This is a genomic window from Candidatus Pseudothioglobus sp. Uisw_016 (genome assembly GCF_048087635.1).
Classification (GTDB): domain Bacteria; phylum Pseudomonadota; class Gammaproteobacteria; order PS1; family Pseudothioglobaceae; genus Pseudothioglobus.
This window is the reverse complement of the sequence record NZ_CP159806.1, coordinates 1,513,332-1,538,593: the sequence shown is the minus strand read 5'-3', so window position 1 is coordinate 1,538,593 and position 25,262 is coordinate 1,513,332. Positions and strand designations below refer to the sequence as shown.

Annotated in this window: 23 protein-coding genes and 1 other RNA gene; 12 read left to right on the top strand and 12 right to left on the bottom strand. The window is 36.2% G+C overall.

The genetic code is table 11. From position 1 onward, the window contains the following. Positions 1-18: 18 nt before the first annotated feature. Complete coding sequence (locus ABXT69_RS07845; protein WP_416677786.1) at positions 19-1,275, bottom strand: NAD(P)/FAD-dependent oxidoreductase; 1,257 nt, start codon at positions 1,273-1,275, stop codon at positions 19-21. Positions 1,276-1,280: 5 nt separating this feature from the next. Next, positions 1,281-1,772: a hypothetical protein gene (locus ABXT69_RS07840; RefSeq protein WP_416677785.1), complete on the bottom strand. Its 492-nt coding sequence runs from the start codon at positions 1,770-1,772 to the stop codon at positions 1,281-1,283. Between the two features lie 256 nt (positions 1,773-2,028). Here ABXT69_RS07840 and ABXT69_RS07835 point away from each other — a divergent pair, with 256 nt between their 5' ends. The 3 genes from ABXT69_RS07835 to ABXT69_RS07825 are packed head-to-tail and all read left to right on the top strand — an operon-like array spanning position 2,029 to position 4,898. Continuing rightward, on the top strand, positions 2,029-3,015 hold the full coding sequence (locus tag ABXT69_RS07835) for a phosphotransferase (RefSeq protein ID WP_416677784.1): 987 nt from the start codon (positions 2,029-2,031) through the stop codon (positions 3,013-3,015). 3 nt (positions 3,016-3,018) lie between these two features. Then, positions 3,019-4,290 (top strand): aminotransferase class III-fold pyridoxal phosphate-dependent enzyme, encoded by a 1,272-nt coding sequence (locus tag ABXT69_RS07830; protein ID WP_416677782.1) that lies wholly within the window; start codon positions 3,019-3,021, stop codon positions 4,288-4,290. Between the two features lie 20 nt (positions 4,291-4,310). Beyond that, positions 4,311-4,898 (top strand): CIA30 family protein, encoded by a 588-nt coding sequence (locus ABXT69_RS07825; protein ID WP_416677780.1) that lies wholly within the window; start codon positions 4,311-4,313, stop codon positions 4,896-4,898. Between the two features lie 154 nt (positions 4,899-5,052). Here the strand turns inward: ABXT69_RS07825 and ABXT69_RS07820 are convergent, their stop codons facing one another. The 6 genes from ABXT69_RS07820 to holA all read right to left on the bottom strand — a co-directional run bounded on the left by ABXT69_RS07820 (position 5,053) and on the right by holA (position 11,477). Further along, positions 5,053-6,084 carry a hypothetical protein gene (locus ABXT69_RS07820; protein WP_416677778.1) on the bottom strand — a complete coding sequence of 344 codons (1,032 nt, stop codon included), beginning with the start codon at positions 6,082-6,084 and terminating at the stop codon, positions 5,053-5,055. A gap of 11 nt (positions 6,085-6,095) precedes the next feature. Next, positions 6,096-7,562 (bottom strand): MBOAT family O-acyltransferase, encoded by a 1,467-nt coding sequence (locus ABXT69_RS07815; RefSeq protein ID WP_416677777.1) that lies wholly within the window; start codon positions 7,560-7,562, stop codon positions 6,096-6,098. 69 nt (positions 7,563-7,631) lie between these two features. Beyond that, positions 7,632-7,981, bottom strand: a transfer-messenger RNA (tmRNA) gene (gene ssrA / locus ABXT69_RS07810). Between the two features lie 33 nt (positions 7,982-8,014). Further along, a complete protein-coding gene (gene tyrS, locus ABXT69_RS07805; RefSeq protein ID WP_416677776.1) occupies positions 8,015-9,199 on the bottom strand; it encodes a tyrosine--tRNA ligase in 1,185 nt (394 codons plus the stop codon). Positions 9,200-9,211: 12 nt separating this feature from the next. Beyond that, a complete protein-coding gene (locus ABXT69_RS07800) occupies positions 9,212-10,471 on the bottom strand; it encodes a glutamate-5-semialdehyde dehydrogenase (protein WP_416677775.1) in 1,260 nt (419 codons plus the stop codon). Beyond that, positions 10,455-11,477 carry a DNA polymerase III subunit delta gene (gene holA / locus ABXT69_RS07795; protein WP_416677774.1) on the bottom strand — a complete coding sequence of 341 codons (1,023 nt, stop codon included), beginning with the start codon at positions 11,475-11,477 and terminating at the stop codon, positions 10,455-10,457. Before holA ends, ABXT69_RS07800 begins: the two co-directional genes overlap by 17 nt. 177 nt (positions 11,478-11,654) lie before the next feature. Here holA and ftsH point away from each other — a divergent pair, with 177 nt between their 5' ends. Genes ftsH through ABXT69_RS07775 form a run of 4 tightly spaced genes read left to right on the top strand, consistent with a single transcriptional unit; the run spans position 11,655 to position 16,532 of the window. Beyond that, on the top strand, positions 11,655-13,583 hold the full coding sequence (gene ftsH / locus ABXT69_RS07790) for an ATP-dependent zinc metalloprotease FtsH (protein WP_416677773.1): 1,929 nt from the start codon (positions 11,655-11,657) through the stop codon (positions 13,581-13,583). Between the two features lie 12 nt (positions 13,584-13,595). Further along, positions 13,596-14,405 (top strand): dihydropteroate synthase, encoded by an 810-nt coding sequence (folP, locus tag ABXT69_RS07785; protein ID WP_416677771.1) that lies wholly within the window; start codon positions 13,596-13,598, stop codon positions 14,403-14,405. Positions 14,406-14,407: 2 nt separating this feature from the next. Next, the gene (glmM, locus tag ABXT69_RS07780; protein ID WP_416677769.1) at positions 14,408-15,745 is read left to right on the top strand and encodes a phosphoglucosamine mutase; all 1,338 of its coding nucleotides are present in this window, start codon (positions 14,408-14,410) and stop codon (positions 15,743-15,745) included. 49 nt (positions 15,746-15,794) lie between these two features. Next, positions 15,795-16,532 (top strand): sulfite exporter TauE/SafE family protein, encoded by a 738-nt coding sequence (locus ABXT69_RS07775; protein WP_416677768.1) that lies wholly within the window; start codon positions 15,795-15,797, stop codon positions 16,530-16,532. A 14-nt stretch (positions 16,533-16,546) separates the two neighbouring features. Here ABXT69_RS07775 and ABXT69_RS07770 read toward each other — a convergent pair whose 3' ends face one another. Continuing rightward, a complete protein-coding gene (locus tag ABXT69_RS07770; RefSeq protein WP_271537553.1) occupies positions 16,547-17,011 on the bottom strand; it encodes an Lrp/AsnC family transcriptional regulator in 465 nt (154 codons plus the stop codon). Positions 17,012-17,154: 143 nt separating this feature from the next. Between ABXT69_RS07770 and ABXT69_RS07765 the strand changes: the two genes are divergently transcribed. The 5 genes from ABXT69_RS07765 (at position 17,155) to queA (ending at position 21,992) form a co-directional block, all read left to right on the top strand. Continuing rightward, the gene (locus tag ABXT69_RS07765; protein ID WP_416677767.1) at positions 17,155-18,792 is read left to right on the top strand and encodes a nitrite/sulfite reductase; all 1,638 of its coding nucleotides are present in this window, start codon (positions 17,155-17,157) and stop codon (positions 18,790-18,792) included. Beyond that, positions 18,785-19,225 carry a DUF934 domain-containing protein gene (locus tag ABXT69_RS07760; RefSeq protein ID WP_271537555.1) on the top strand — a complete coding sequence of 147 codons (441 nt, stop codon included), beginning with the start codon at positions 18,785-18,787 and terminating at the stop codon, positions 19,223-19,225. The genes ABXT69_RS07765 and ABXT69_RS07760 overlap by 8 nt, the downstream gene beginning before the upstream one ends. Before the next feature lie 71 nt (positions 19,226-19,296). Continuing rightward, positions 19,297-20,070, top strand: a complete 774-nt coding sequence (locus tag ABXT69_RS07755) for a ferredoxin--NADP reductase (protein WP_416651671.1) — start codon at positions 19,297-19,299, stop codon at positions 20,068-20,070. 181 nt (positions 20,071-20,251) lie between these two features. Continuing rightward, positions 20,252-20,986 (top strand): RnfABCDGE type electron transport complex subunit B, encoded by a 735-nt coding sequence (locus ABXT69_RS07750; RefSeq protein WP_416677765.1) that lies wholly within the window; start codon positions 20,252-20,254, stop codon positions 20,984-20,986. After that, on the top strand, positions 20,973-21,992 hold the full coding sequence (gene queA, locus ABXT69_RS07745) for a tRNA preQ1(34) S-adenosylmethionine ribosyltransferase-isomerase QueA (protein WP_416677764.1): 1,020 nt from the start codon (positions 20,973-20,975) through the stop codon (positions 21,990-21,992). The genes ABXT69_RS07750 and queA overlap by 14 nt, the downstream gene beginning before the upstream one ends. Here the strand turns inward: queA and ABXT69_RS07740 are convergent. The 3 genes from ABXT69_RS07740 to sucC are packed head-to-tail and all read right to left on the bottom strand — an operon-like array spanning position 21,984 to position 25,184. Continuing rightward, positions 21,984-23,129, bottom strand: a complete 1,146-nt coding sequence (locus ABXT69_RS07740) for an MFS transporter (RefSeq protein WP_416677762.1) — start codon at positions 23,127-23,129, stop codon at positions 21,984-21,986. The two genes, queA and ABXT69_RS07740, sit on opposite strands and share 9 nt — an antisense overlap. 31 nt (positions 23,130-23,160) lie before the next feature. After that, positions 23,161-24,027, bottom strand: coding sequence for a succinate--CoA ligase subunit alpha (sucD, locus tag ABXT69_RS07735; RefSeq protein ID WP_416677760.1), 867 nt, complete (start codon positions 24,025-24,027; stop codon positions 23,161-23,163). Then, positions 24,024-25,184, bottom strand: coding sequence for an ADP-forming succinate--CoA ligase subunit beta (gene sucC, locus ABXT69_RS07730; protein ID WP_416677759.1), 1,161 nt, complete (start codon positions 25,182-25,184; stop codon positions 24,024-24,026). The genes sucD and sucC overlap by 4 nt, the downstream gene beginning before the upstream one ends. Between the last annotated feature and the right edge of the window lie 78 nt (positions 25,185-25,262).

Below are 25,262 nucleotides of genomic sequence, written 5' to 3'. Positions count from 1 at the left end.
ATAAGAGTTTTTTCTAAGTCACTTTTTCAGGGGCAAATTGTTCCCAGCAATCCATCCAGAAGTCCATGCACTTTGAAAATTGAAACCCCCAGTGATTCCATCAATATCCATCACTTCACCTGAAAAATAAAGCCCTGGACAGATTTTACTCTCCATAGTTTTAAAGCTAATCTCTTTTAGGTTTATTCCTCCACATTCAACAAATTCTTCTTTAAACCGACTCTTTCCAATTACATCAAGTTCACAGATAAATAAATTTTTCATAATAAGCTTTAATTCTTTTTTACTTATTTCTGACCAGTTTTTTTCTTTTAAAATTTCACACTTAACCAGAAGTTGAAGCCAAAATCGTTTAGTTAATTCATTTGGGTAGGCTTTGCCAACTGAGGTCTTTGTATTCTTCACCTTAATAGTGCTTAGAAGTTTTTCACCATCATTTAGATTTTCAATACCAAGCCAATTCACTGTTATTTTTGCTTTATAGTTAGTATGCATCATTTCACGAGCAGCCCATGCTGAAAGCTTTAGGAGAGCTGGGCCACTTAATCCCCAGTGAGTAATTAAAAGTGGCCCTTTTTGTGTAAAAGGTTTTGCACCATCAATTTTAAGAGTCAAGGTGGCTTGAGAAAAAGAAATTCCTGCTAAGTTTTCTAAGATTACATCTTCAATTTTAAAAGTAAAAAGTGAAGGTGCTATTTCTGTGGTCGAGTGGCCAAGATTCCTGGCTAGTTTATAACCATTTGGCATACTACCAGTAGCAATTAATACAGAATCAGCAATGAATGACTCATCATCATTGATGAATAAGAATATTTTGCCATCATCTAGCTTCTTTAAACTTTTAACATCCATCTTGGTCAATAATTTAATTTTATATTTTCTAGCTTCTTGCATAAAGCAATCAATAATAGTTTCTGAACTATCACTTATTGGAAACATGCGACCATCACCTTCATGTTTAAGTTTAACTCCTCTTTCTTCAAACCACTCAACGGTGTTAGCTGCTTGAAAATTTTGAAAAGGAGAGAGAAGTTCTTTTCTGCCTCGAGGATAGTTTAAGCAAAAATTGTTAACTTCAAATATATGGTGGGTTACATTGCAACGACCACCACCAGAAACTCTAACTTTCTTTAAAAATCTTTTTGTAGTTTCAAATACTCGGATATCAATATTAATTTTTTTTCCTTTTGCAACTTCAGCGCAGCGAAGCGCAGCAAAAATTCCACTTGCCCCTCCTCCAATGATAGCTATGCGTTGTTGTTTGGATGTTTTCATTAATATTATATTAACTTTTCAAATCCTGTCTTACCAATAATAGAAGGACTCAGTCCCAGAATGGCTAATAGACATTCATTAATTGTTATATCAGTTAGTTCTTCAATTCTGCGAATATCAAACCTCTCACTTTCTAGTTTGGCTATTCTGAACTTCCATCTCTCGTGGTACTGATACCATTTCTTCCAAATATTTAGATATGATTTATCCAGTTCATAGGCCGCCCAATCATCAGAATTAGTTACACCTTTTGGGTTACAAAAACATCTGTACTCTGGCACTTCTAGCCAACCATTCTTAATATAGATATCTTTCCACTGTGCATAAGAAAGATTGCCATCTTTAATCTCACCAAACGCCCTGTTCTTAAACATACCAAACCAATAATCCACAGTATGTTTAACTGTCTCTAGTTCGTTTTTTAGTTCTACTATTGTGCTATGAGCAATTGCCTTAGAAGTGAAGAATCTCATCTCCTTGTTATATTTTTTAATCATTTCATCTCACTCCATTTTGCAATTAGTTCAGAGCCACAATAAGAGCAGAAACCTTTGACTCCTTTAGTTGATTCAATACGTTCATTATTTAAAAGTGCAAATCTCATATTAGAATTATATTACACAAAATAATCTTTAGAGTATTGACTCTATTTTTATGCACTATAAAAAAATAAAGCCCATGGCTAGAGTTTGATACAATTGTCAGCTTTTATTCAGCTTTACTGGTTTTACTTTTTTTGGTAACTTAATACTTATGTCTGTTATATCCTCGCCCCCATCAAGATTTAGCCCGTCTGAAGCCCGCCAAATAGCAAAAACTTTATACGGTTTTGAAGTCTCAGTTAAAGTCTTGGATAGTGAGCGAGATCAGAATTTTTATTTGAAACGTGAAGACGGCAAGGAATTTGTATTAAAGATTTCAAATCCGGCGGAGCATGTTGAGCTTATTAATTTACAGGTCGCTAGTTTGAAGCATATCGCCAACTTTGATTCGTCCATACAAGTACCAAGTACGATTCAGACTGTAGGCGGTAAATTTATTATTCGGCATAATGGCTGTTTTATTCGCTTACAATCTTTTTTAGCAGGACACTTTATAAAGGACATTGAGAGTCCTGAGTCTTTCTTATTGGAAGAATTTGGCGCATTTATGGGTAAGTTAGACGTTGCTTTTCGAGAGTTTGGTTATCCCGATTTAAAGCGTAAATGGATATGGGATGTTAGAAATATTGACTTTTTGAAAAGTCATTTAGACTATATTGAGAGTGAGTCTGATAAAGCTGTAGTACGTCATTTTATTGCAAATTATCAGTTAAACATTGTGCCGAATGAAAAATATTTACGCACCCAGTATATTCATAATGATGGCAATGATCACAATGTACTTCTAAATGATAATGGCCACATATCTGGCGTTATTGATTTTGGTGATATGGCGCATACTTTTTTAGCAAGCGAATTAGCGGTTGCCATCACTTATCTTATTCTAGAAGAAGCAGAGCCTGAGATAAAGATCAAGTCAGTTGTGCACGGATTTCAATCAGTTTATCCATTACGAGACGAAGAAATTGAGTCGCTCATTCATCTTGTTTGTGTACGCGCGTGTTTTACTGTGGTAACAGCAAACTACCGAAAAAAACTATTTCCTGAAAACAAGTATATTTCTGTTACTGAGCCATACGCATGGACATTTTTGAAAAATTTTGCTGATAAAGAATTAAGTAATTTTAAAATATATTAAAAAGTGAAATCCAAAAAAAATACATTGAAGTTAAGAAAAAAACACCTGGGTCCATCACTCTCTCTGGCTTATTCAGAGCCACTAAAAATACTCAGGGGGAAGGGTCAATATTTGTATGATGAAAAAGGCAAGGAGTATTTAGATTGTGTTAATAATATCAGTCATGTTGGGCATTGCCATCCAGCAGTTATACAAGCGGCTCACCAGCAGAATCAACTATTAAATACTAACACTCGCTACCTGCATGATAATATTGTTGAGTTGGCTGAGAAGCTTTGCAGTAATTTACCCAAACCCTTGTCCATTTGTTATTTTGTAAATTCGGGTAGTGAGGCGAACGAGCTGGCTTTGAGAATGGCCAGAGCATATACCGGCAGTGATAGCGCAATTGTCCTAGATAACGCCTACCATGGAAACACCGACTCTCTAATCAATATCAGTCCTTATAAATTTAATAGTAAGGGTGGGCAGGGAAAGCCAAAACATGTTGAAGTTGTTCCGATGCCAGACTTATTCAGGGGTGAATTTAATAACCCAAAAACGGCGGGAAAACAATATGCCCATGCTGTTCAGGAGGCAATTAATAAGCAGGGTGAGGGTTCAACCTTTATAGCTGAATCGATATTAGGTTGTGGTGGGCAAATCCCTTTACCAAATGATTTTTTAGCGGAGTCATATAAATGGATAAGGGCATCCTCTGGAGTTTGTATCAGTGATGAGGTTCAGGTGGGTTTGGGCAGAGTGGGCTCTGCCTATTGGGGGTTTGAGACACAAGAAGTCATCCCAGACATCGTCACAATTGGCAAACCGCTGGGAAACGGGCACCCTATAGCAGCTGTTGTAACCACAGCTAAAATAGCAAGCGTCTTTAATAATGGCATGGAGTATTTCAATTCCTTTGGTGGCAACCCAGTTTCTTGTGCAATTGGACTCTCTGTTCTTAATGTAATCGAACAGGAGGGGTTGCAGCAGAATGCCCTAAATGTAGGAAATTATTTGTTTTCAGAGTTGTCTTTATTAAAAGATAAATTTTCATTGATTGGTGATGTTCGAGGCGCTGGATTATTTATTGGAATCGAATTGGTTGAAGACAGAAAAACGCTGAAGCCGGCAACAGAAAAGGCAAAGTTGATTACTGATAAAATGAAAGAACTTGGTATACTTCTCAGTACTGATGGGCCACATAATAATGTTATTAAAATTAAACCTCCTTTGGTCTTTACCCAGGACAATGCAAAGTTGTTGGTGGATTCATTGTCAAAGTTATTAGCCTAGCATTCTAACTATTATCTGATATGTTTAAAAATTCTTTAAAAATTTCAAAAATAAGTTATTTTTTATCCTTAATTTTTATGTTTACCATTAACTCAAAAGCGATGGCTGTTGAAGACCTTTCATATCCATTTAATTCAGATAGTGGAAAGTACTGGCAATACATTAGTGATCAAGTAATGGGTGGTGTTTCTGTTGGTAAAGTTACTCTTGAGCAAGATGGAGAAAAGTATTATGCAAGACTTACAGGTAATGTAAGTACAAGGAATTATGGTGGCGTTATTCAATTACGCACCGGAATTTCATTTGCAAATTCTGAAAAAGATGGCAAAAATCTTCAGGGCGTACGTCTCAACGTAAGAGGTAATGGTGAAACTTATGATATCCATATAATTACTAATGATATGGCTTATTATGGAGACTTTTATTCTGCAACCTTCCAAGCGAATTCTGATTGGAAAATAATTGACTTGCCTTTTAATACATTCGAACGTAAGCGTTACAATACTTCAAAGTTAGATGCTAAAAATATAAGAAGCGTTGCTATTGCAGCATATGGCCGTAATTTCACATCTGATGTTTCAGTCTCAACAATAGAGTTTTACTATTAGGGAATCAATGAAAACAAAAGCGAAGTTTCGACTTTAGTCCAAGTAGATATAATGTTTGGTGGAGATGGGGGGAATTGAACCCTCAACTATTCCTTTAGTGTTTTATATAAAGTAGATGATTAACTAAAAGCCTCTCATACCTATTTAGTTAGATTCATTGATAACTCTTAACTTTATTACTTATCCTACTAAGATTTTTTTGGACATTATCCTTAGTTAATAAAATACCAAAATTTTTAGGACTAATTGTTGTCTTATCATCTCCATAAATTCTATTAAAAATCATATTTGCAATTTTTGGTTTAAAGTGCCAACCATTCTCATCAAAGTTTTTTTCATTCCTAGTGATTTCATTTATTTGATAGAAGCTCCATACTTTTGCATTTGTATTATTTACTAGTAGCTTTATCGCTCTAAAATATTTATCTTCAATATTTTGATACTTTTGATTTACAACATAATGATAATAATGTTTGGGATAGATAATAAAAATATCATCTTCTGAAGCAGTTTTAGCAAGCTGAATGATGTCACTTTCAGCAACTATTTCAAAATTATTAAAATTTGCTACCCCATCTTTACCAATATTTTTAAGAAATTTTTCTACACCATCAATCGAAGTCCTTACTTCTTTATTATTTTCAGATGTGAAAAACTGATCAAGTTTTTCACCTGAAATTCTTTTATGCAAATCTTCAATACTTGTTATTAAGAAATCAAGTGAAAAATATTCTGAGATGATTGTTTTACTAGTTAATGCTTCTTTGTATTTTTTTTGCCTATTTAAAAGATCAATATTATTTAATCTATTTTTATTTAAAGTGAAGGCATCAAAGCCAAAGATAAAGTTTGAGTTATTGCTAATAACTTGTTTAGCTAGCATTAAATTTTCATCAAATGTTGCGGCTGAAATGCCAATATTAAATACTTTTTTATCTAACAAATAGTTTTCAATTACTGTTGGGTTTACTCTCATTAGGCGGGAACTACCAATCAGATAATAATCTGCTTTTAAATTTATTTTTAATTTTAAGATATTCGGTTTACTTACATTTGTGAGAGATAAGTAAAATTTATTTTGACTAGAATTTAATCCATAAGGGTCAATGAAATAATTAAATATGCCTACAATAGGAATTGTAATAATAATAATAAACCAAATTTTTATCCATCTTTTGCTGCTCAAAATTAGCCTTTTTAAAAGTTAAAATATATAAATTCAGATACTTTATTTAAGGATAAAATTCCTAATATAAAAGAAATTCCAGCTAATGAAACAGTCTTAGAATTAATTTTAAATTTAGCTATTCTTTCGATCGAATTTTTACAAACTAATATAAGTATGAAGCTAAAAATTAACCAATTAATAATATCTGAGCCATCATGTGTCATTTTCATGACCTCACCAAATTTAATATTGTATTCAGATAAATAACTTAACTTATCTGAAAATTTCTTTTTTATAAAAATGTTATCTAAACTAAACATAGAGCCTAAAACCTTAACTGCATCTTCCCACTCTTTGGCTCTAAAAAAAATCCATGCAATATTGACAAAGTTAAAAGTAATCAACCAAGCTAGCCAAGTCCAAAGCTTGACTCCGAATTTACTCCATAATCTTTGGACCATAACCGCCAACCCATGCAAGAACCCCCAGAATACAAAAGTCCAGCCTGCTCCATGCCAAAGCCCTCCTAATAAAAATGTTGCCATAAGATTAGTGTATGTTCTCCACTCTCCCTTTTTATTGCCACCAAGAGGAATATATACATAATCTCTTAAGAATCTACTAAGAGTTATATGCCAGCGTCTCCAAAAGTCCTGGATATTTGTAGCTTTATATGGACTATTAAAGTTAATTGGAAGTCTAATATTAAATAATAAAGCTAATCCGATTGCCATATCTGTATACCCACTAAAATCAAAATACAGTTGAAATGTATATGAAAGAGATGTTGCCCATGCTTCAAATAAATTCAGAGTTGATGCCACATCAAAACCTTGAGTTGCCCAAACTGCAAAAGTATCAGCAATTACAACTTTCTTGAATAAGCCAATTGAAAATATGAATAGCCCCATAGCAATGTTTCGATAGTTTTTAACCTTATTGCTTACATTCATAAATTGTGGCATCATTTCTTTATGATGGACAATAGGGCCAGCAATTAACTGTGGAAAGAACGATACAAATAGTGCGTAATTTAAGAAGCTATATTCGTTAGTTTCCTTTTTGTAACTATCAACTAAATAAGCTATTTGTTGAAAAGTAAAGAATGAAATTGCTAATGGAAGTAATAAGTTTGTGGGTTCTGCATTAAAATTAAAAGCAATATTAATATTCTCGATAAAGAAGTCGGCATACTTAAAATAACCAAGTAGAAATAAATTAAGAATGATCCCAATAATTAAAATTGATTTTTTTGCAAAACTATTGTTGTTATTAGTAACAGATTTATGAAGACTTCTTCCAAAAGCATAATTAAATGTCATTGATGCAATAAGGATAGGCAGGTAGGTAATGTTCCACCAACTATAAAAGAATAAGCTACTAAATACTAAAAAGACCTTTGAAAGCTCCGTTAGTTTTTTTTGATTAAGGTAGAAATATACAAAAAAAGTAATGGGCAAAAAAACAAAGATAAACCCGTACGAGTTAAAAAGCATATTTGATTCTATATTATTTTAATATTTATTAAGATTTTAAAGGCTAAAAGCCCACAAAGATAATAGATTTGGTGGAGATGGGGGGAATTGAACCCCCGTCCGAAAACTTTCAGTCAAGAAGTCTACATGCTTAGTAAAGGCCTATTGAGTTAACTTTTTACCACCCGACCAACAGGGATGTAGAAAGCGATTTTAGATTAGGTTTTAACCCTATTATCCTAAAATAATAATAGTGGCGAGTCTGTAAGCGACCGTTATCCCAAAAGTACAGACGACTCTCAAGTAACGGTTAGCATTATGCTGCTAAAGCGTAGTTGTTTTCGTTTGCAACTATTATTTAAAGAACGTTTTTACGAGCAATCTTTGTCCTCGACATGCATCCTTGAAATCCAACTCCTCGTCGAAGCCATGTCATCCCCAGATACCTCTATTATACTCTTGATTAATGTTAATTAGCTAATTGTAACTCTAGCAAACTTTCTTTTACCTACTTGGTAGATTGATGTTCCAGCAAAGGGCGTTAAATCCCTGTCAGTTATCTTCTCACCATCCATTTTTGCAGCACCCTGTTTAATCATTCGAAATGCTTCGGATGTTGACGATACAAGGTTAGAGTCTTTAAGTAGGTTTGCAATCTTAGTTCCTTGTGAGAAAGTGAACTCATCCATCTCATCTGGAATTTGGTTCTTTGCAAATCGGTCGATAAAGTTGTGCTGTGCTTTTTTAGCTTGATCACTATCATGAAATCGCGTAATAATTTCTTGAGCAAGGCGAAACTTAATGTTTCTTGGATTTTCTCCCTCCACAACCTCTTGTTTCCAGGATTCGATTGTTTCCATTGACTCAAAGCTTAAAAGCTCGAGATATTTCCACATAAGCTCATCTGAAATCGACATCAATTTGCCAAACATGCTGTCTGCGGGTTCGTCAATACCAATATAGTTGTCAAGTGACTTGCTCATCTTTTGAACGCCGTCAAGGCCCTCTAGTATTGGCATAGTAAGAATAACCTGAGGCTCCATATTTGCTTGCTTTTGAAGGTCTCTACCAACTAGTAGATTAAATTTTTGATCAGAGCCCCCAAGCTCAATGTCAGCCTGAAGTGCAACAGAATCAAATCCTTGAACTAGCGGATATAAAAACTCATGTATTGAAATTGGTTGACCTGATTTATAACGTTTGGAAAAGTCATCACGCTCAAGCATCCTAGCAACAGTATGTTTTGATGCAAGAGAAATCATTTCTGATGAACTCATCTTACCCATCCATTCAGAATTAAACGCTATCTTTGTTTTATCCTTATCAAGAATCTTAAAAACTTGATCCTCATAACTTTTAGCATTTTCTAAAACTTCACTTTTAGTTAGCGCCTTCCGAGTGACGTTTTTGCCGGTTGGATCTCCAATCATGCCAGTAAAGTCACCAATTAAGAAAATAATTTCATGACCAAGGTCTTGAAGTTGTTTCATCTTGTTAATGACAACTGTGTGACCAAGATGAAGGTCTGGAGCTGTTGGGTCCATTCCTAGCTTAACTCTTAATGGTTTATTTTTTTCAAGTTTTTGCTTTAGCTCATCTAAGGGCAGAATTTCATCAGTTCCTCGTTGAATAATCGCTAGCGTTTCTTTAATTGTCATTGTATATGCTCTCTATGGCCTTATTTGTCCGTCACCTATGACGATATATTTTTGTGATGTCAGGCCTTCAAGTCCGACTGGACCTCTGACATGAAATTTACCAGTACTTATTCCAATTTCTGCGCCTAGTCCATATTCAAAACCATCAGCAAAACCAGTTGATGCATTCACCATGACAGAGGATGAGTCAACTTCAGAGAGGAATTTTTTTGAATTTGCGTCATTGTCAGTTACGATCGCATCGGTATGAGCTGAGCCATATTTATTAATGTGAGAAATAGCCTCATCAACCGATTCAACAATTTTCATTGAGAGGATTGGGCCAAGATACTCCTCATACCAGTCATCTTCCGAGGCTTTTTTGATGACACTGAAGAGTTTTTGTGATTTTTCGCATCCACGTATTTCAACATCTTTTTTGTTATAGAGCCCTATGAGTTTTGATAGTGCTTTTGTATCAAATCCCTCATGCACAAGAAGTGTCTCAGTTGCATTGCAAACTCCATACCGACGAGTTTTTCCATTGAATGCAATGTCAATTCCTTTTTGCGGGTTAGCATCAATATCTAGATAGGTGTGACAAACGCCATCAAGGTGCTTAATAACTGGGACTCTAGCATTAGTACTGACATTTTTTATAAGCCCCTTACCGCCCCTTGGAATAATAGCATCAACATAGTCGCTGGCTTTAACGAGCTCAGTAACTGCCTCGCGATCAGTGAATTCGATGAGCTGGACAGAGTGTGGGTTGAGGCCAGCTTGCTTTAGTCCTTGTTTAATGCAATTGTAAAAAGCCATGTTCGAGTTGATTGCCTCAGAGCCACCTCTTAGAATGACTGCATTTCCAGATTTAATACAAAGAGCGGCTGCGTCAATAGTGACGTTAGGGCGTGACTCATAGATCATTCCTATAACGCCAAGAGGCACCATCATCTTTCCAATTTTAATTCCACTAGGCCTAGTCTTTAAATCAGAAACCTCACCAATAGGGTCGTTCAATAAGACGATTTGATTGAGACCTTCCACAACGCTTTCAAGCCTATCATCGTTAAGCATTAGCCTATCCAAAAGCGCTGAGTCAATATTATTTTTTTTGGCAATCTCTATATCTAAAGAATTTGCATCAAGAATAGTTTGCTTATTCTCTTGAATTGCAGAAGCAATATTAAGTAATGCGTTATTTTTTGTATCTGTATTGGCGATGCGCAGAGTGTTGGAAGCAATTAAGGCTTTTTGACCTATGTTAGATATTAATTCAGCTATTGAGCCCACTATTTTTCCCCGATAAAGTAATGACTACGGATTGTAGTTCATCGTAAACGTTAAGATTATCCATGCCTTTGACAGAGCGGTCAATACGCCCGAGTGCTAAAAGAAGTTTTTGTAGCTGCTGATAACTATGCTTTTTAAGGGCAATTGATATCAATGGCTTTCTTTTCTGCCAGACCCTATGGTTATTAAGAATTGTATCGATTGTTTGATTGGTTTTAAGTTCGATTGACATTATAACTAAGCTTTTTATTTCACGGTAGAGCGATGAAATTAAAATGACTGGTGGCGTTGAATCATCAACCAGCGAGTTGAAAATTTTATTTACTTTTTCCGTGTCACCTTTGATTGCTGCATCAATCATTCCGAAAACTGTGTACTGAGATTGCTGATCAATTTGACTTAAATACTCATCTAGATTTATATTTCCATCTGGATATGCAATTTGAAGCTTTTGTATCTCCTGCATAGTAGCAAGTAGATTTCCTTCAGTGCAGTAAGCTATCGCATTTGCAATTTCATTGCTTGAGCTAAGGCCAAGCTGGGACATATGCTTAACAATCCAGCCAACAAGTTGGTCGCTTTGAACCTCCCAATGCTGAATAATAACCCCTTTTTTATCGAGAGCTTTAAACCATTTACTTTTTTGTTGCGCCAGATCTAGTTTTCCAGAAGAGATGATTAGCATAATATCTTCTGGAAGGTTATCGGTAAGTTCAAAAAGTGCTTTAGAGCCTTTAACTCCAATCTTTCCTGTTGTAAGTCGACACTCGATGATCCGCTTGTCTGCAAAAAGTGAAGGGCTAGAAATCAAATTAAAGATAGCATCCCAAGCAAAATTACCGTCAATATCAAATCTAAAGCGCTCATTAAATCCCCGCCCTTTAGCATTATTTTTTATAGTCGTTAGAGATTGCTCAACCAGAAGTATTTCAGCACCAAAAGCAAAATAAAGCCCTGCAGGGTGGTTTGAGAGGTGATTTTGGAGTTGTTCGGGTTTAATGTTCATGCTTTTTAAGAAAACAGGGTAAGAAATAATGCAACTAATTAAGTTTTAACCTACAGATTATCATTATGTCATAGTTATAAAATATATTGATTAAACCTTGAAAAATGCTATCAAAACCTATATATAGAAAATCAATAGGGTATATTTACATTTCTAATTCAGGTTAAAGTTAATAATATGTATAAAAATATTTTACTATGGTTGGTCCTAGGCAGTGTACTTGCCTCTCTTTTTGGTCAGTTTAATATTGCGGATGAAACAAATGAGATAAGTTATTCTCAATTTATCCAAAATGTTAAGCAAGGCAACGTTTCTAGTGTCAAGATAGCTGGTAGCAATATTAGTGGTGTTACAGCAATTGGGGAGAAATTTGATACTTATAGTCCAGGGGATCTTGGACTAATGGGTGACCTACTAAATAATGGCGTTTCAGTTCAAGCTACGCCTCCTGCAAGAGAAAGCTTTATCAAGCAACTACTCATTTCACTCGCACCAATACTATTACTAATTGGTGTCATTATTTACACAATGAAGGGCGCAGGCGGTGCTATGGGTGGAAAAAACAACCCTATGTCATTTGGAAAATCTAAGGCACGCCTAATTACAAAAGATGAATCTCATGTCACCTTTGAGGATGTTGCTGGCGTTGAAGAGGCTAAAGAAGAGGTTAGTGAGCTTGTTGATTTTCTTTCTGATCCTGGCAAATTTACTAAGGTTGGTGGAAGAATCCCTAAGGGCGTTCTTATGGTTGGCCCTCCAGGAACCGGTAAAACATTATTAGCTAAAGCCGTTGCTGGTGAGGCTGATGTTCCTTTCTTTTTCATTTCTGGTTCTGATTTTGTGGAAATGTTTGTCGGTGTTGGAGCCTCTAGAGTTCGAGATATGTTTGAACAAGCCAAGAAAAATGCACCTTGCATCATCTTTATTGATGAAATTGATGCAGTAGGTCGTCAACGTGGCGCAGGAATGGGTGGAGGTCACGATGAGCGTGAACAAACGCTAAACCAAATGTTGGTTGAGATGGATGGTTTTGAGGGGTCAGAAGGTATTATTGTTGTTGCGGCAACTAATAGGCCTGATGTTTTAGACCCAGCTTTATTAAGACCAGGAAGGTTTGACCGAACAGTGACTGTTGGATTGCCTGATATTAATGGTCGTGATGCTATTTTAAAAGTTCACATGAGGAAATTACCAATTGCAAAAAATGTCAAATCACTGGACATTGCAAGAGGAACCCCTGGATTTTCGGGCGCTGATTTAGCTAATTTGACAAATGAGGCTGCATTAATTACTGCAGGCCTGAGTAAGGAATTAGTAGGAATGGGTGAGTTTGAAAAAGCAAAAGACAAGATTATGATGGGTTCAGAGCGCAAAGGTATGGTCATGGATGATTCTGAAAAGGAAATGACAGCTTTTCATGAGGCTGGCCACGCGATTGTTGGAAGGCTAGTTCCTGAGCATGATCCAGTTTATAAAGTAAGTATTATTCCTAGAGGTAGAGCTTTAGGTGTAACTATGTTCCTTCCGGAAAAGGATAGTTATAGTATTTCAAAAAGAAAGCTTAATTGCCAAGTTGCATCATTGTTTGGTGGGCGTATTGCAGAAGAGATAGTTTTTGGGGAAGATGCTGTAACTACAGGTGCTAGTAACGATATTGAGCGTGCGACTGAAATTGCTCATAAAATGGTAAAGTTATGGGGCATGTCAAGCGTCATGGGACCAATGTCTTATGGAGAAGAGGAGGGTGAAGTATTTTTGGGGCGCCAAGTCACAAAACATAAGCATATTTCAGATGAAACTTTTACTAAGGTAGATAGTGAGATACGAAAAATAATAGATAGTAATTACTCTTTAGCCTACAAAATTCTTGAAGATAACAGAGATATACTGGATGCAATGGCTGCAGCCCTTGTTGAATTTGAGACAATTGATAGGAATCAGATTGATGACTTAATGGCGAGAATTCCAATGCGAGAGCCCGCCGAAGTAGTAGATTCAGAGGAGGCTTCATCAGAGCTTGGAACTGGAAGTGGAGAAACTGAGAGCGCAAAACCATCTTCAGATAAGAAGCCAGAAGCCGACGGAAGTACTGAGCAGTTTGCATAATTGAAGGTTGTGATGATGGTAAATCAACCAATCATCATGGGCGTTTTGAATATTACACCGGACTCTTTTTCTGATGGAGGCTTGTTCTTAGATTCAGTTAGCGCCGTTACTCAGGCCCAATTAATGGTTGAAGAAGGCGCAGGAATTATTGACATTGGTGGTGAGTCAACGAGACCAGGCGCGCCTGCAGTTTCTTCTGAAGATGAATTAAAGCGGGTTATGCCTGTAATTGAAGCTTTGAGTGGCACTATAGATGTGCCAATATCAATTGATACCTCTAAACCTATTGTTATGAAGGAGGCTTTTTCTGCAGGAGCAAGAATCATTAATGATGTTAATGCATTGAGGGCGGATGGTGCTCTCGAGATGGCGTCTGAGTTGGGTGCTGATGTCTGTCTAATGCATATGCAGGGCACTCCTAGGACTATGCAAGCCAACCCATCATATGATAATGTTGTCGATGATGTTAAACAATTCTTTCACGAACGAATCGCGGCATGTGAAAACGCAGGAATTCAGCTAGGTTCTATCACCATTGATCCAGGGTTTGGCTTTGGTAAGAACTTAGGTCATAATATAGCCTTACTAAAGAACCTTTCTGAGTTTCATGATTTTGGAGTTTCAATTCTAGCTGGACTCTCAAGGAAATCAATGATTGGATCCTTATTAGGAGATAAAGATGTTGACTCGCGACTCATTGGAAGCGTCACTGCTGCGTTAATTGCAGCTGAGAATGGTGCGGATATTATTAGAGTTCATGATGTTTCAGAGACAAAGGATGCGCTCACAGTCTGGGAACAAATACAAAATTTTAAGGAGTAGTTTTGAATAATTTTTTTGGTACTGATGGAATTAGAGGAGAGGTCGGAGTAGCCCCTATAACTGCAGATTTTTTGTTAAAAGTTGGCTGGGCTGTAGGCTCGGTTTTGCGTGAAACTGAAGGCGGTGCTGCAAGTGTAATTATTGGAAAAGATACAAGGGTTTCAGGCTATTTATTTGAATCTGCACTTGAAGCTGGCTTTTTATCAGCAGGAGTCAATGTGGGTATGCTTGGGCCAATGCCTTCTCCAGCAATTGCATACCTGACTCAGGCGTTTGGAGCGTCCGCAGGTGTTGTCATAAGTGCATCACATAATCCATACCAAGATAATGGCGTTAAATTCTTCTCACGTAAAGGCTTAAAGTTCAGTAACGAAGTGCAAAAAGCAATCGAAGAGAAAATTGCGAAACCCATGATTAGTGTAGATTCTGCATCAATTGGGAAAGCAAAGAGATACGGACAAGCACTAGGTAGATATATTGAGTTTTGTAAATCAACATTTGATAAAAAATGTGATTTATCACATTTAAAAATTATAATTGATTGTGCCAACGGCGCAACGTATCATATTGCCGAAGATGTTTTTAAAGAATTAGGCGCCTCAACTATAATGATTAATAACAATCCAGATGGTTACAACATTAATCGAAACTGTGGAGCAACAGATACAAATCAGCTCCAACAAGAAGTTTTAAAGCAAAATGCCGATCTTGGAATTGCTTTTGATGGTGATGGCGATAGGTTAATAATGGTTGATCACTTAGGTGAGAAAGTTGATGGTGATGAACTTGTTTATATCATTGCAAATGCCTGGAAAAACAATGGTGAGCTTAAATCTGATACAGTTGTTGGGACAAAGATGACTAATCTAGGGATGAGAAAAGCTCTTGGAGAGCTTGGACTTACATTTATTGAGGCAGATGTTGGTGACAGGCATGTCATGGACGAGTTAATAAATAATGATGCTATTCTTGGCGGTGAAGGCTCTGGACATATTATTTGTCTTAATAAGTCTACGTCAGGTGATGCAATAATAGCAGCTTTACAGATATTAGAGGTCATTTCCAAGTCACAAAAAAATCTTTATGATCTCAAGAGCAAGATGACAAAATATCCTCAAGTTCTTGTAAATATTAAAATTGAAAATGATATAAATTTAAAAAATAATTCTAATCTAGATGATGCAATAAGCCTAACCGAGTCTAAGTTATCAGATGAGGGGCGAATTCTTATCAGAAAATCAGGGACAGAGGCGTTAGTTCGAGTGATGGTTGAGTGCAATGATATAGAGTTAGCAACTGAATCCGCAAATTACTTAGCAGACGTAATTAAATCTATGTAATTACTTTGTAATTACAATTATTTTCTTCTATTAACTCCTGCTTAAATTAATGATCTTTTCACCCTTAGAGTTATTAATGATTGCCATAGTATTTACTTGGATTGGGTTTGTTAGGACCGGTCTTGGTTTTGGAGGTGCTGTTCTAGGCCTCCCAATTTTAATGCTTATTGGAGGCTCTCCAATAGATTGGCTGCCAATAATTGGAATTCACTTATTATTTTTTTCTAGCATCACTCTTTCAAATTCCTTAAGACAGGTTGACTGGCACTATCTGAAGAAATCTCTGCCATGGATACTTCCAGCAAAAATTATTGGTGTGATAGGACTTTTAAGTCTTGCACCAAATGTAATGACTGTAATTGTGTATTTAATTACAATTCTTTATTCATTAACTTGGATAAATAATAGTCAAATAATTTCTAAAAAGACTTGGATAAATAATTTACTTTTATTTTTTGGTGGTTATTTATCTGGTACTTCCTTAATGGGAGGAGTCCTTCTAGTTGCAGTTTATATGAACCATATAGATTTGAAGAAACTAAGAAATACCTTGTTTGTTTTATGGTTTTTCCTAGTTTCAATAAAGATGGCGGCCTTCATGGCTGTTGGCGTATATATAGATTGGCGTTTTTCTTTAATGCTAATTCCAGCAGCTGCTCTAGGTCATTTTATTGGACTTAGAATGCATGAAAGAATGATTAAAAGTGATGCAAAATTTAAGCGCTGGATGGGTGGTGTGCTTATGATAGTTTGTATTATTGGACTGCTGAAAGTTATAGTCCTCTAATCAATTTTTTTTGGTTACTGTCCAAGCTTAGTTAATGGTATTTCAGTAGTGCTTTTAATTTCTTCGATTGCAAAATTTGAAGTAACTTTAAGAAATTGAACTTTTTCAATTAAATTTTTATAGAATGCGTCATAACTCTCAATGTCGCTTACCACAACTTTAAGAAGATAATCTGTCTCACCACTCATCCGATAGCACTCTATAACTTCAGGTATATCTTGAATGGTTTTGGAGAAAATACTAATTCTTTCTTGATTGTGGTTGTTGACTTTGATAGAAACCATTGCAGTTACGTTGGCGCCAACTCTTTTTCGATCAACCAGTGAGACTGTTTTATTAATGTAACCATTATTTTTTAATTGATTAATTCTTTTCCAGCATGGAGTGGTTGATAAGTGAACTTCCTTTGAAAGCTCCTGAATGGTTAGTTCTGCATTATGCTGGAGAAGCTCTAGTAATTTAATGTCAATAGTATCCATAATTTTATCTGTTATTCATATTATTTAAAATAATATACTATATTTATAATTATATTTGTAATATTATTCTTTTTTATATATTAATACTTAAGAATATAGAATATTTTACTATAATTCGCATCATATTTTAAAGAAATAGTTTAATGTACCAATATAGCACCGAAGACAGTAAATTTCTAGTTGAGCGAGTTGATCAATTTGAGAAACAATTAAAGCGCCATTTAGCTGGTGATTTGGATGATGCTAAGTTTAGAAGTCTTAGGCTTAGAAATGGACTTTATATGGAGCTTCATGCTCATATGCTTAGAGTTGCTATACCATATGGTACTCTTAGTTCTGAGCAGCTCAGATCACTTGCCAATGTGGCAGACAAATATGATAGGGGTTTTGGACACTTCACAACCCGACAAAATATTCAATTCAATTGGATAGAGCTTCCTGAAATTGCTAATTTACTGCGCGAGCTTTCAGATGCTGGCCTTCATGCAATCCAAACAAGTGGAAAAGCTACCAGGAATATAACGGCTGACCCCTTGTCTGGCTTAACAGAGGGTGAAATTGAGGACGCAAGGCCTTACTGTGAATTAATACGACGCTGGTTTAATCTTCATCCAGAGTTTTCATGGCTACCTGGGAAATTTAAAATTGCTATAAATGGGGCAAAACTAGATGAAACCGCATTAAGAATTCATGACCTTGGATTAAGGCTCATTAGAAATGGTCAAGGCCAATTGGGCTTTAGTGTTTTTGTTGGTGGCGGGCTTGGAGCCGCTGCTATGATTGCAGCAGAGACTGCATCATTTATCCAGGTTGAAGATATTCTTAGTTATCTTGAATCTACTATGAGAATTTACAATTTAAAAGGTCGTCGTGATCATCAGAAAAAGTTGCGAATCAAGTTTTTAGTCCGTGAGCTTGGAGCGGAGGAGTTTTCTCGGTTAGTTGATGAAGACTGGCAGCAAACTAGAAATGATTCAAAGTTAAAATTAAATCTAGTTGAATTAGAGCAACTAAAAAAAGACTTTGCTTTGCCAATTAGGCCGATAGGTTTAGTCGGCTTTAAAGAAAAAGTTGACTTTAATTACAGTATTTGGAAGAAAAATAATGTTCGCAGGCATAAAGTTGATGGCTTCAGTATTGTTAATATATCGCTTACAAAGTTAGGTGCAGCTCCTGGTGATGCAACCTCTGAGCAGATGAGGCAGTTGGCAGACTTAGCTGAAACGTACAGCTCAGGTGAACTTAGAACGACCAAAAGGCAAACAATCGTTTTTCCTTATGTCAGAAAAGATCAGGTTTATAACTTATGGCGCTCTCTTGAAAAATATGGTTTAGCTAGTCCGCATCAAGGCACCCTAGCTCAGATAGTAGCCTGCCCTGGCAGAGACTATTGTGATTTAGCTAAGGCTGTTTCTATCCCGATAGCTACTAGAGTACAGGAGCGTTTTAATGATATGAAAAAGCTACTCGACATTGGTGATTTAAATATTAATATCTCTGGATGTGAGAACTCCTGTGCCCACCATCATATAGCAGATATAGGTTTATTAGGTATGCAAAAAAATGGTGAAGAGTATTATCAAATAACTTTAGCAGGAGAGACGCTGTATGAAACTGTTATTGGAAAAAAACTAGGGCCATCAGTAAGTGGTGAAAATATTGTTGATGCTGTTGAAACTATTGTTAATGTATTCCTAAAACATCGACAAAATCAGGAGAGATTTACTGACGTCTTTAAAAGAATAGGTATTGCTCCATTTAAGGAGAAGGTATATGGGTGAAGCTTGTCAAATAGAGCGCATACTAAACAAAGATTATGAAAGTGTTGACCTTGTTTCTTTTCAAGAATGGATTGAAAATATTGAGAAGTTATCAAAACTCTCTGTAGGGGTTATTATTGCGCCTTCAGACGATGTTTTTTTAATCAAAGATTACCTTGATTCTTTAGAGTTAATAGTTCTTGATTTTAATAATTTTGATGATGGTAGAGGCTATTCTCAGGCTTATTTATTAAGAAAGAGATGGCAATTTTTAGGTGAAGTTATTGGTATTAATGCCCACCTAGATCAATTGCAATTTATGATTAGATCTGGAGTTACAAGTTATGTATTGCTTGACTCTTATATAGGATTAAATGAAGAAGATTACGCCAATGGGTTTAGTATTTGTTATCAAGAGGCTGCAAACAATTCAGGGCTTCAGCAAAAATACTAGATTAATAGTATAATTTACCCAAATTTTATATACAAAAACGCTATGCAATTAATAAGCCAAAGAGGGAATGTATGTCGACATTGATAACTGAAAGAGTGACTCATGTCCATCACTGGAATGACACATTATTTAGCTTTCGTACTACTCGTGACCCAGGCTATCGTTTTAAGAATGGCCACTTTACTATGATTGGTCTTCCTTCTGATGGTAAGCCATTGATGCGCGCCTATAGTATAGCTAGTGCTAACTATGAGAATGAGCTTGAGTTCTATAGTATTAAAGTACAAGATGGCGCTCTTACCTCCAAGCTGCAAAACCTTGCTGTAGGCGATGAAGTTCTAGTGGGCAAGAAGTCTACAGGAACATTAATTCCAGACAATATGCTTCCTGGACGCTACCTATACTTGCTTTGTACTGGAACAGGTTTGGCGCCATTTATGAGCATCATTAAAGATCCAGAAATCTATGACCAATTCGACAGGGTTATCTTGGCTCATGGTGTGCGTGAAGTTTCTGAGCTGGCCTACTCTGATTACATTGAAAATGTTTTGCCAAATGATGAATATATTGGGGAAATAGTAAGGGAGAAACTGGTCTACTATCCTACAGTAACCCGTGAGCCCTTTAAAAATAATGGCCGCCTAACTACCCTGATGAGTTGTGGTAAGTTGTTTTTAGATTTGAAGCAGCCTCAGCCCAATTTAGTAGACGATCGATTTATGATTTGTGGAAGCCCTAGCATGCTTAAGGAGTTAGTAGATATGCTTGAATCTAAGGGCTTTATTGAGGCTCGTAATGTGGAGCCAGGCCACTTCGTTATTGAGCGTGCTTTTGTTGAATCTTGAGTCCACGCTTTATTAGGCCTAATATGAATGACAGTCTTTAAGTAAAAACTTTACCTTCCAAGTTCTGTTAAGAAAGCAAAAAATATATACCACGTAAGTCTTTGAAGTTTCCTTTTTTCAAGCGTAACTTTCATAGTCAGTAAAGACTATAAACTATATTTAGTTTAAAATTACCAGCCATATGAACGAGAATTTTTTAATCAATATTGGCTTAGGATATACTGCTAAGATCAAAGGGAGCTCGTTAGTTGATCAAATAGATGCTATCTTGCCTCAAACCCAATGTACACAGTGTGATTTTGAAGGTTGCAGGCCATACGCTGAGGCAATAGCAAATGGTGATGCTGGAATTAACCAATGTCCTCCAGGAGGACAGGAAGGGATTGATGCTTTAGCCGAGCTTCTAGGTGTTGAAGCTCTTCTTTTAAATGAAGCACACGGTGAAACAAAGCCAAAGCAAATTGCCTTGGTTGATGAAAAAGTCTGCATTGGATGCACTTTGTGTATTAAAGCCTGTCCAGTGGATGCTTTTATAGGCTCATCAAAAGTTATGACGCAAGTTGTTGCTGAAGAGTGTACAGGCTGTGATTTATGCCTACCAGTTTGCCCAGTAGATTGTATTGATATGATTGACATTAAGCCAAATTACGAAATTCCTTTTGTTAATTATTATCAATTCTATAATGAGTTATATAAAAAACAAAGCCAAGAGAGTGACCAAAGAGAAAAGGCTAGAAGGAGATTTGAGTTCCGTGAAGTGCGTTTAGAAAGAAACAAACAGGAAAGGTCTGATCTACTGGAGGCAAGGATGATTGCTCTGAAGGAGAAAATGGCAAAAGACAAGATTCAGAAAGAAAAAATTGAGGCAGCAATGAGTCGAGTTAATGCCTCAAAGGTAGACAATGAAGCTAAGTGATTTTGATTTTGACCTACCAAAGTCTTTAATTGCTCAATACCCTTGTTCAAGTAGGACTGATTCACGGTTACTAGTGCTAAGAGATATAATTGATGACTCTACTTTTTCTCAATTGGGTAATTTTCTCAAACCAAATGACTTACTAGTTCTTAATGATACAAAAGTTATAGCGGCTCGATTATTTGGACATAAAGATTCTGGAGGTAAGGTTGAAGTTCTAGTTGAGCGATTGATTAATGATCATGAAGCGTTAGTAATGATTAAGTCAAGTAGATCTCCAAAAATTGGTACTTATGTAGTCCTTGAAAATAAAAGCCGCATCAAGATATGTGATAAAAACGATGGTATTTATATGGTTAACTTTGAGTCAGATTCTATTCTAAATGTACTTAATGAAATTGGGCATATCCCTTTGCCACCATATATTAATAGAGAGGACTCTAAAGAAGATCAGAGTAGGTATCAGACAGTATATGCTAAAAATGATGGTGCAGTTGCAGCTCCTACTGCAGGACTTCATTTTGATGAGATGTTGTTATCTAGCCTTGAACATCAAGGTATCAATCATACATTTTTAACTTTACATGTTGGGGCAGGAACTTTTCAGCCTGTTAAAGTTGAGGATATTGAGAGTCATAAAATGCACAGTGAGTATTATGAAATTTCTACTGAAACATTAGATAAGATAGAGCAAGCAAAGGCGCTTGGTGGGAGAATAATTGCGGTTGGCACCACAGCTGTAAGAGCCTTAGAGTCAGCTTCAGTTAATGGAAGCCTAAAGTACCAAAAGGGAGATACAGATATTTTTATTTACCCAGGATTTAAGTTTCAAATAGTAGATGCTATGATTACAAATTTTCATTTACCAAAATCTTCACTCTTAATGTTAGTGAGTGCTTTTATAGGTTTTGAGGAAATGTTTGAGACTTATAGCCATGCTATTAAAGAAAAATATCGTTTTTTTAGCTATGGCGACGCAATGCTTTTGGAGAAAAAATCAGAGTGATTTAATAGAGAGATGTTTTGAAAGCAAAAAAATTAAGAAAGCTAAAATTGGTAATAGTAGAAAGCCGGTTTTAATTGAAGTTGCTTCAGCAATAAGGCCTACAAATAATGGGCCAAGTAGCATACCTCCATATCCAAGCGTCGCAATACTGGCAATTGCAGTGCCCTGAGATATTTCTTTGTCTTTACCAGCACGAGAAAATGCTAGAGGAATGATAACAGCAATGCCTAGCCCTATTAGGCCAAAGCCAATCATTAATGGTACGAGTGTCTTAAATGTTAGTACAATTAAAGAGCCTACTAAAGCAACTAATCCAGAATAACGTGCTGTTTTAGAGGCGCCAAACTTTAATGCAATTTTGTCACCCATAAGTCTCATTGCAAACATACAAACAGAAAAAATAGTAAATCCTATAGCCGCACTGCCATTCGAAAGATCTGCAACACTTCTAAGGAAAATAGCACTCCAATCTGCAACCATACCCTCTCCTAATGAGGCAAAAAAAGTAATAAGAGCGACAGGAAGCAAGGCTCCCTTTGGAATAGAGATAAATGGATCTTTACTGTCTTTTTCTTTCTTTTCAGAGTTGAAAGGGATAGTTACAACAGTAAGCATAACCAAGAAAATTATAAGTGAAGTAATTGTAAAATGCACTGGCATTCCAATTTTATAGTAAGCAGTCAATACTCCTGAACCTGCACCAAGGCCAGCTCCCAAGCTCCACATTGCATGAAAAGACGACATTAATGGATGATTATTTTTACGCTCAACTTCCGCAGCCCAGGCGTTCATGGCTACATCATCACCCCCATGGATTGCTCCAAAGAAAATGATCGCTGCTACAAGCATCCATATTGAGTTTGCAAAAGCTATAAAGATAAGCGTAAGAGGTATTAATAGGCAAGTGGTTCTTTTTGTTACAGTTGATGCCCCATAACGATCTGCAGCTCTCCCAAAAACTGAAAATGCGACAATAGCTGATAAACCTAGAAGAAATATTAATAAACCTAAAGCAGCGGGCGATAAGTTATGAAAATCTGAAATTTCTGGAATTCGAGATGCCCATGTTCCAAATACAACACCGTTAATAGCAAAAATTACTGAAACTGCAAACCTACTATTTCTAATCACTTTCATTTAATTGACTGAAAGAAAAGACATTATATTTTTAGAGAGCTTCAAGCAAAGTTTGTCCCATTAATGCTGGGGTGGGTGCAACACTTACTCCGGCATTTTCTAGTGCTTGAATTTTACTTTTAGCATCCCCAGACCCACCACTTATTACTGCACCTGCATGACCCATTCTTTTTCCTTTGGGAGCGGTAAGTCCAGCAATATATGATATAACAGGTTTAGAAATATTTGACTTAATATACTCCGCAGCCTCTTCTTCAGCATTTCCACCAATCTCACCGACCATAACAATTGAATGCGTGTCATCATCTTTTTCAAACAATTTAAGGCAGTCAATAAAATTCATTCCTTGAACAGGATCACCACCAATACCAATACAAGTGCTTTGACCAAGTCCTGCCAGAGTAGTTTGGTGAACTGCTTCATAGGTTAACGTTCCTGATCGAGAGACAATTCCAACTGAACCACTCTTGTGGATATTACCCGGCATAATGCCAAGTTTACATTCATCTGGAGTTATTACCCCTGGGCAGTTTGGTCCAATTAATGTTGATTTACTGCCTGCAATAATGGCTTTAATTTTAATCATATCTTGGACAGGAATACCTTCAGTTATGCATGCAATTACTGGCATCTCAGCTTCAATCGCTTCGACTATAGAGGCAAATGCAAACCTTGGCGGCACATAAATCATTGTGGCATTAGCTCCTGTTTCAGCCATAGCCTGTGCAACAGAATTGAAGACTGGTTTTTCCAAGTGGATTTGTCCACCTTTACCAGGCGTTACGCCACCGACAAATTTTGTTCCATAAGCAATGGATTGTTCAGAATGAAACGTACCTTGCTTGCCAGTAAAACCTTGACAGATTACTTTGGTTTCTTTGTTAATTAGGACACTCATTTGGCCATCTCCACAGCTTGTTTAGCAGCCTTAGTTAGGTCAGCCTCAGTAATGATATTAAAGTTACTTTTATTAAGAATTTGAAGGCCTTCTTGTGCATTTGTTCCTTCGAGTCTTACAATAATTGGAAGCGTTAATCCTACTTTCTCTATTGCTTGTAAAATACCATTTGCAATAAGATCACAGCGCACTATGCCACCAAAAATGTTTACTAAAATAGATTTAACATTTTCTTCACTTTGAATTATTTCAAAAGCTATTGCTACTCTATCGGCAGTTGTGCCTCCGCCTACATCTAAAAAGTTAGCTGGTGATCCACCATGATATTCTATCAAATCCATTGTCGCCATTGCTAATCCAGCACCATTTACCATACAGCCTACAGAGCCATCTAGAGAGATATAATTTAATTGATGTTCGCTAGCACTTCTTTCTTTTTCATCTTCTTGTGCAATATCTCTTAGATTAGCAATTGATTCATTTCTATAGAGAGCATTATCATCAAAATCAATTTTACCATCAAGAGCCATGATTTCATTTTGACCAGTAATAATAAGTGGGTTTATTTCAATAAGGTTGGCATCATGCTCAGTAAAAATAGCATAAAGTCCAAGAAGTGTCGAAGCAAACTCATCGTGAAGTGATAAATCTAGCCCAAGTTTTTTAGCAACATTTACACATTCTTCGACTGATAATTTAACTAGAGGATTAATTTTTTGTTTAATAATTTTATCAGGCGTTTCTGAGGCAACTTTTTCGATATCCATTCCACCTTCTGTTGAAGCGAGAATTGTGATATTTTCTGTAGCACGATCAACAAGAAGGCCCAAGTACAACTCTTTAGAAATATCTTGACCAGCCTCAATAATGACTTCATTGATAGGTTGACCATTTGCATCAGTCTGCGGAGTAATTAAATTAGTACCTATTAATTTTTTACTGGCATCAACTGCATCCTGAACTTTACTGCATACAATAACTCCTCCACCTTTTCCCCTGCCTCCAGCATGAACTTGAGCTTTAACAACCCAAATTGAGCCACCAAGTTTTTCACAAGCAGATTGAGTTTTATTACTATTTGAAACAACAATAAATTCAGGAACTTTAATATTATGTTTCTTAAATAAGCCTTTTGCCTGGTGTTCATGTATATGCATATAATTAAAACATTAGGGTTAAAATATGTGGAAGGGTATTTTAACATTCTTCGTTTGTTGTCTTTATTTCAAATTTTT

What these genes read in the sequence shown, in the direction of transcription:
- ABXT69_RS07845 (WP_416677786.1), bottom strand. Translation starts at nt 1,275, where the DNA reads ATGAAAACATCCAAACAACAACGCATAGCTATCATTGGAGGAGGGGCA.
- ABXT69_RS07840 (WP_416677785.1), bottom strand. Translation starts at nt 1,772, where the DNA reads ATGATTAAAAAATATAACAAGGAGATGAGATTCTTCACTTCTAAGGCA.
- ABXT69_RS07835 (WP_416677784.1), top strand. Translation starts at nt 2,029, where the DNA reads ATGTCTGTTATATCCTCGCCCCCATCAAGATTTAGCCCGTCTGAAGCC.
- ABXT69_RS07825 (WP_416677780.1), top strand. Translation starts at nt 4,311, where the DNA reads ATGTTTAAAAATTCTTTAAAAATTTCAAAAATAAGTTATTTTTTATCC.
- ABXT69_RS07815 (WP_416677777.1), bottom strand. Translation starts at nt 7,562, where the DNA reads ATGCTTTTTAACTCGTACGGGTTTATCTTTGTTTTTTTGCCCATTACT.
- tyrS (WP_416677776.1), bottom strand. Translation starts at nt 9,199, where the DNA reads ATGACAATTAAAGAAACGCTAGCGATTATTCAACGAGGAACTGATGAA.
- holA (WP_416677774.1), bottom strand. Translation starts at nt 11,477, where the DNA reads ATGAACATTAAACCCGAACAACTCCAAAATCACCTCTCAAACCACCCT.
- ftsH (WP_416677773.1), top strand. Translation starts at nt 11,655, where the DNA reads ATGTATAAAAATATTTTACTATGGTTGGTCCTAGGCAGTGTACTTGCC.
- folP (WP_416677771.1), top strand. Translation starts at nt 13,596, where the DNA reads ATGATGGTAAATCAACCAATCATCATGGGCGTTTTGAATATTACACCG.
- ABXT69_RS07775 (WP_416677768.1), top strand. Translation starts at nt 15,795, where the DNA reads ATGATCTTTTCACCCTTAGAGTTATTAATGATTGCCATAGTATTTACT.
- ABXT69_RS07770 (WP_271537553.1), bottom strand. Translation starts at nt 17,011, where the DNA reads ATGGATACTATTGACATTAAATTACTAGAGCTTCTCCAGCATAATGCA.
- ABXT69_RS07765 (WP_416677767.1), top strand. Translation starts at nt 17,155, where the DNA reads ATGTACCAATATAGCACCGAAGACAGTAAATTTCTAGTTGAGCGAGTT.
- ABXT69_RS07760 (WP_271537555.1), top strand. Translation starts at nt 18,785, where the DNA reads ATGGGTGAAGCTTGTCAAATAGAGCGCATACTAAACAAAGATTATGAA.
- ABXT69_RS07755 (WP_416651671.1), top strand. Translation starts at nt 19,297, where the DNA reads ATGTCGACATTGATAACTGAAAGAGTGACTCATGTCCATCACTGGAAT.
- ABXT69_RS07750 (WP_416677765.1), top strand. Translation starts at nt 20,252, where the DNA reads ATGAACGAGAATTTTTTAATCAATATTGGCTTAGGATATACTGCTAAG.
- queA (WP_416677764.1), top strand. Translation starts at nt 20,973, where the DNA reads ATGAAGCTAAGTGATTTTGATTTTGACCTACCAAAGTCTTTAATTGCT.
- ABXT69_RS07740 (WP_416677762.1), bottom strand. Translation starts at nt 23,129, where the DNA reads ATGAAAGTGATTAGAAATAGTAGGTTTGCAGTTTCAGTAATTTTTGCT.
- sucD (WP_416677760.1), bottom strand. Translation starts at nt 24,027, where the DNA reads ATGAGTGTCCTAATTAACAAAGAAACCAAAGTAATCTGTCAAGGTTTT.
- sucC (WP_416677759.1), bottom strand. Translation starts at nt 25,184, where the DNA reads ATGCATATACATGAACACCAGGCAAAAGGCTTATTTAAGAAACATAAT.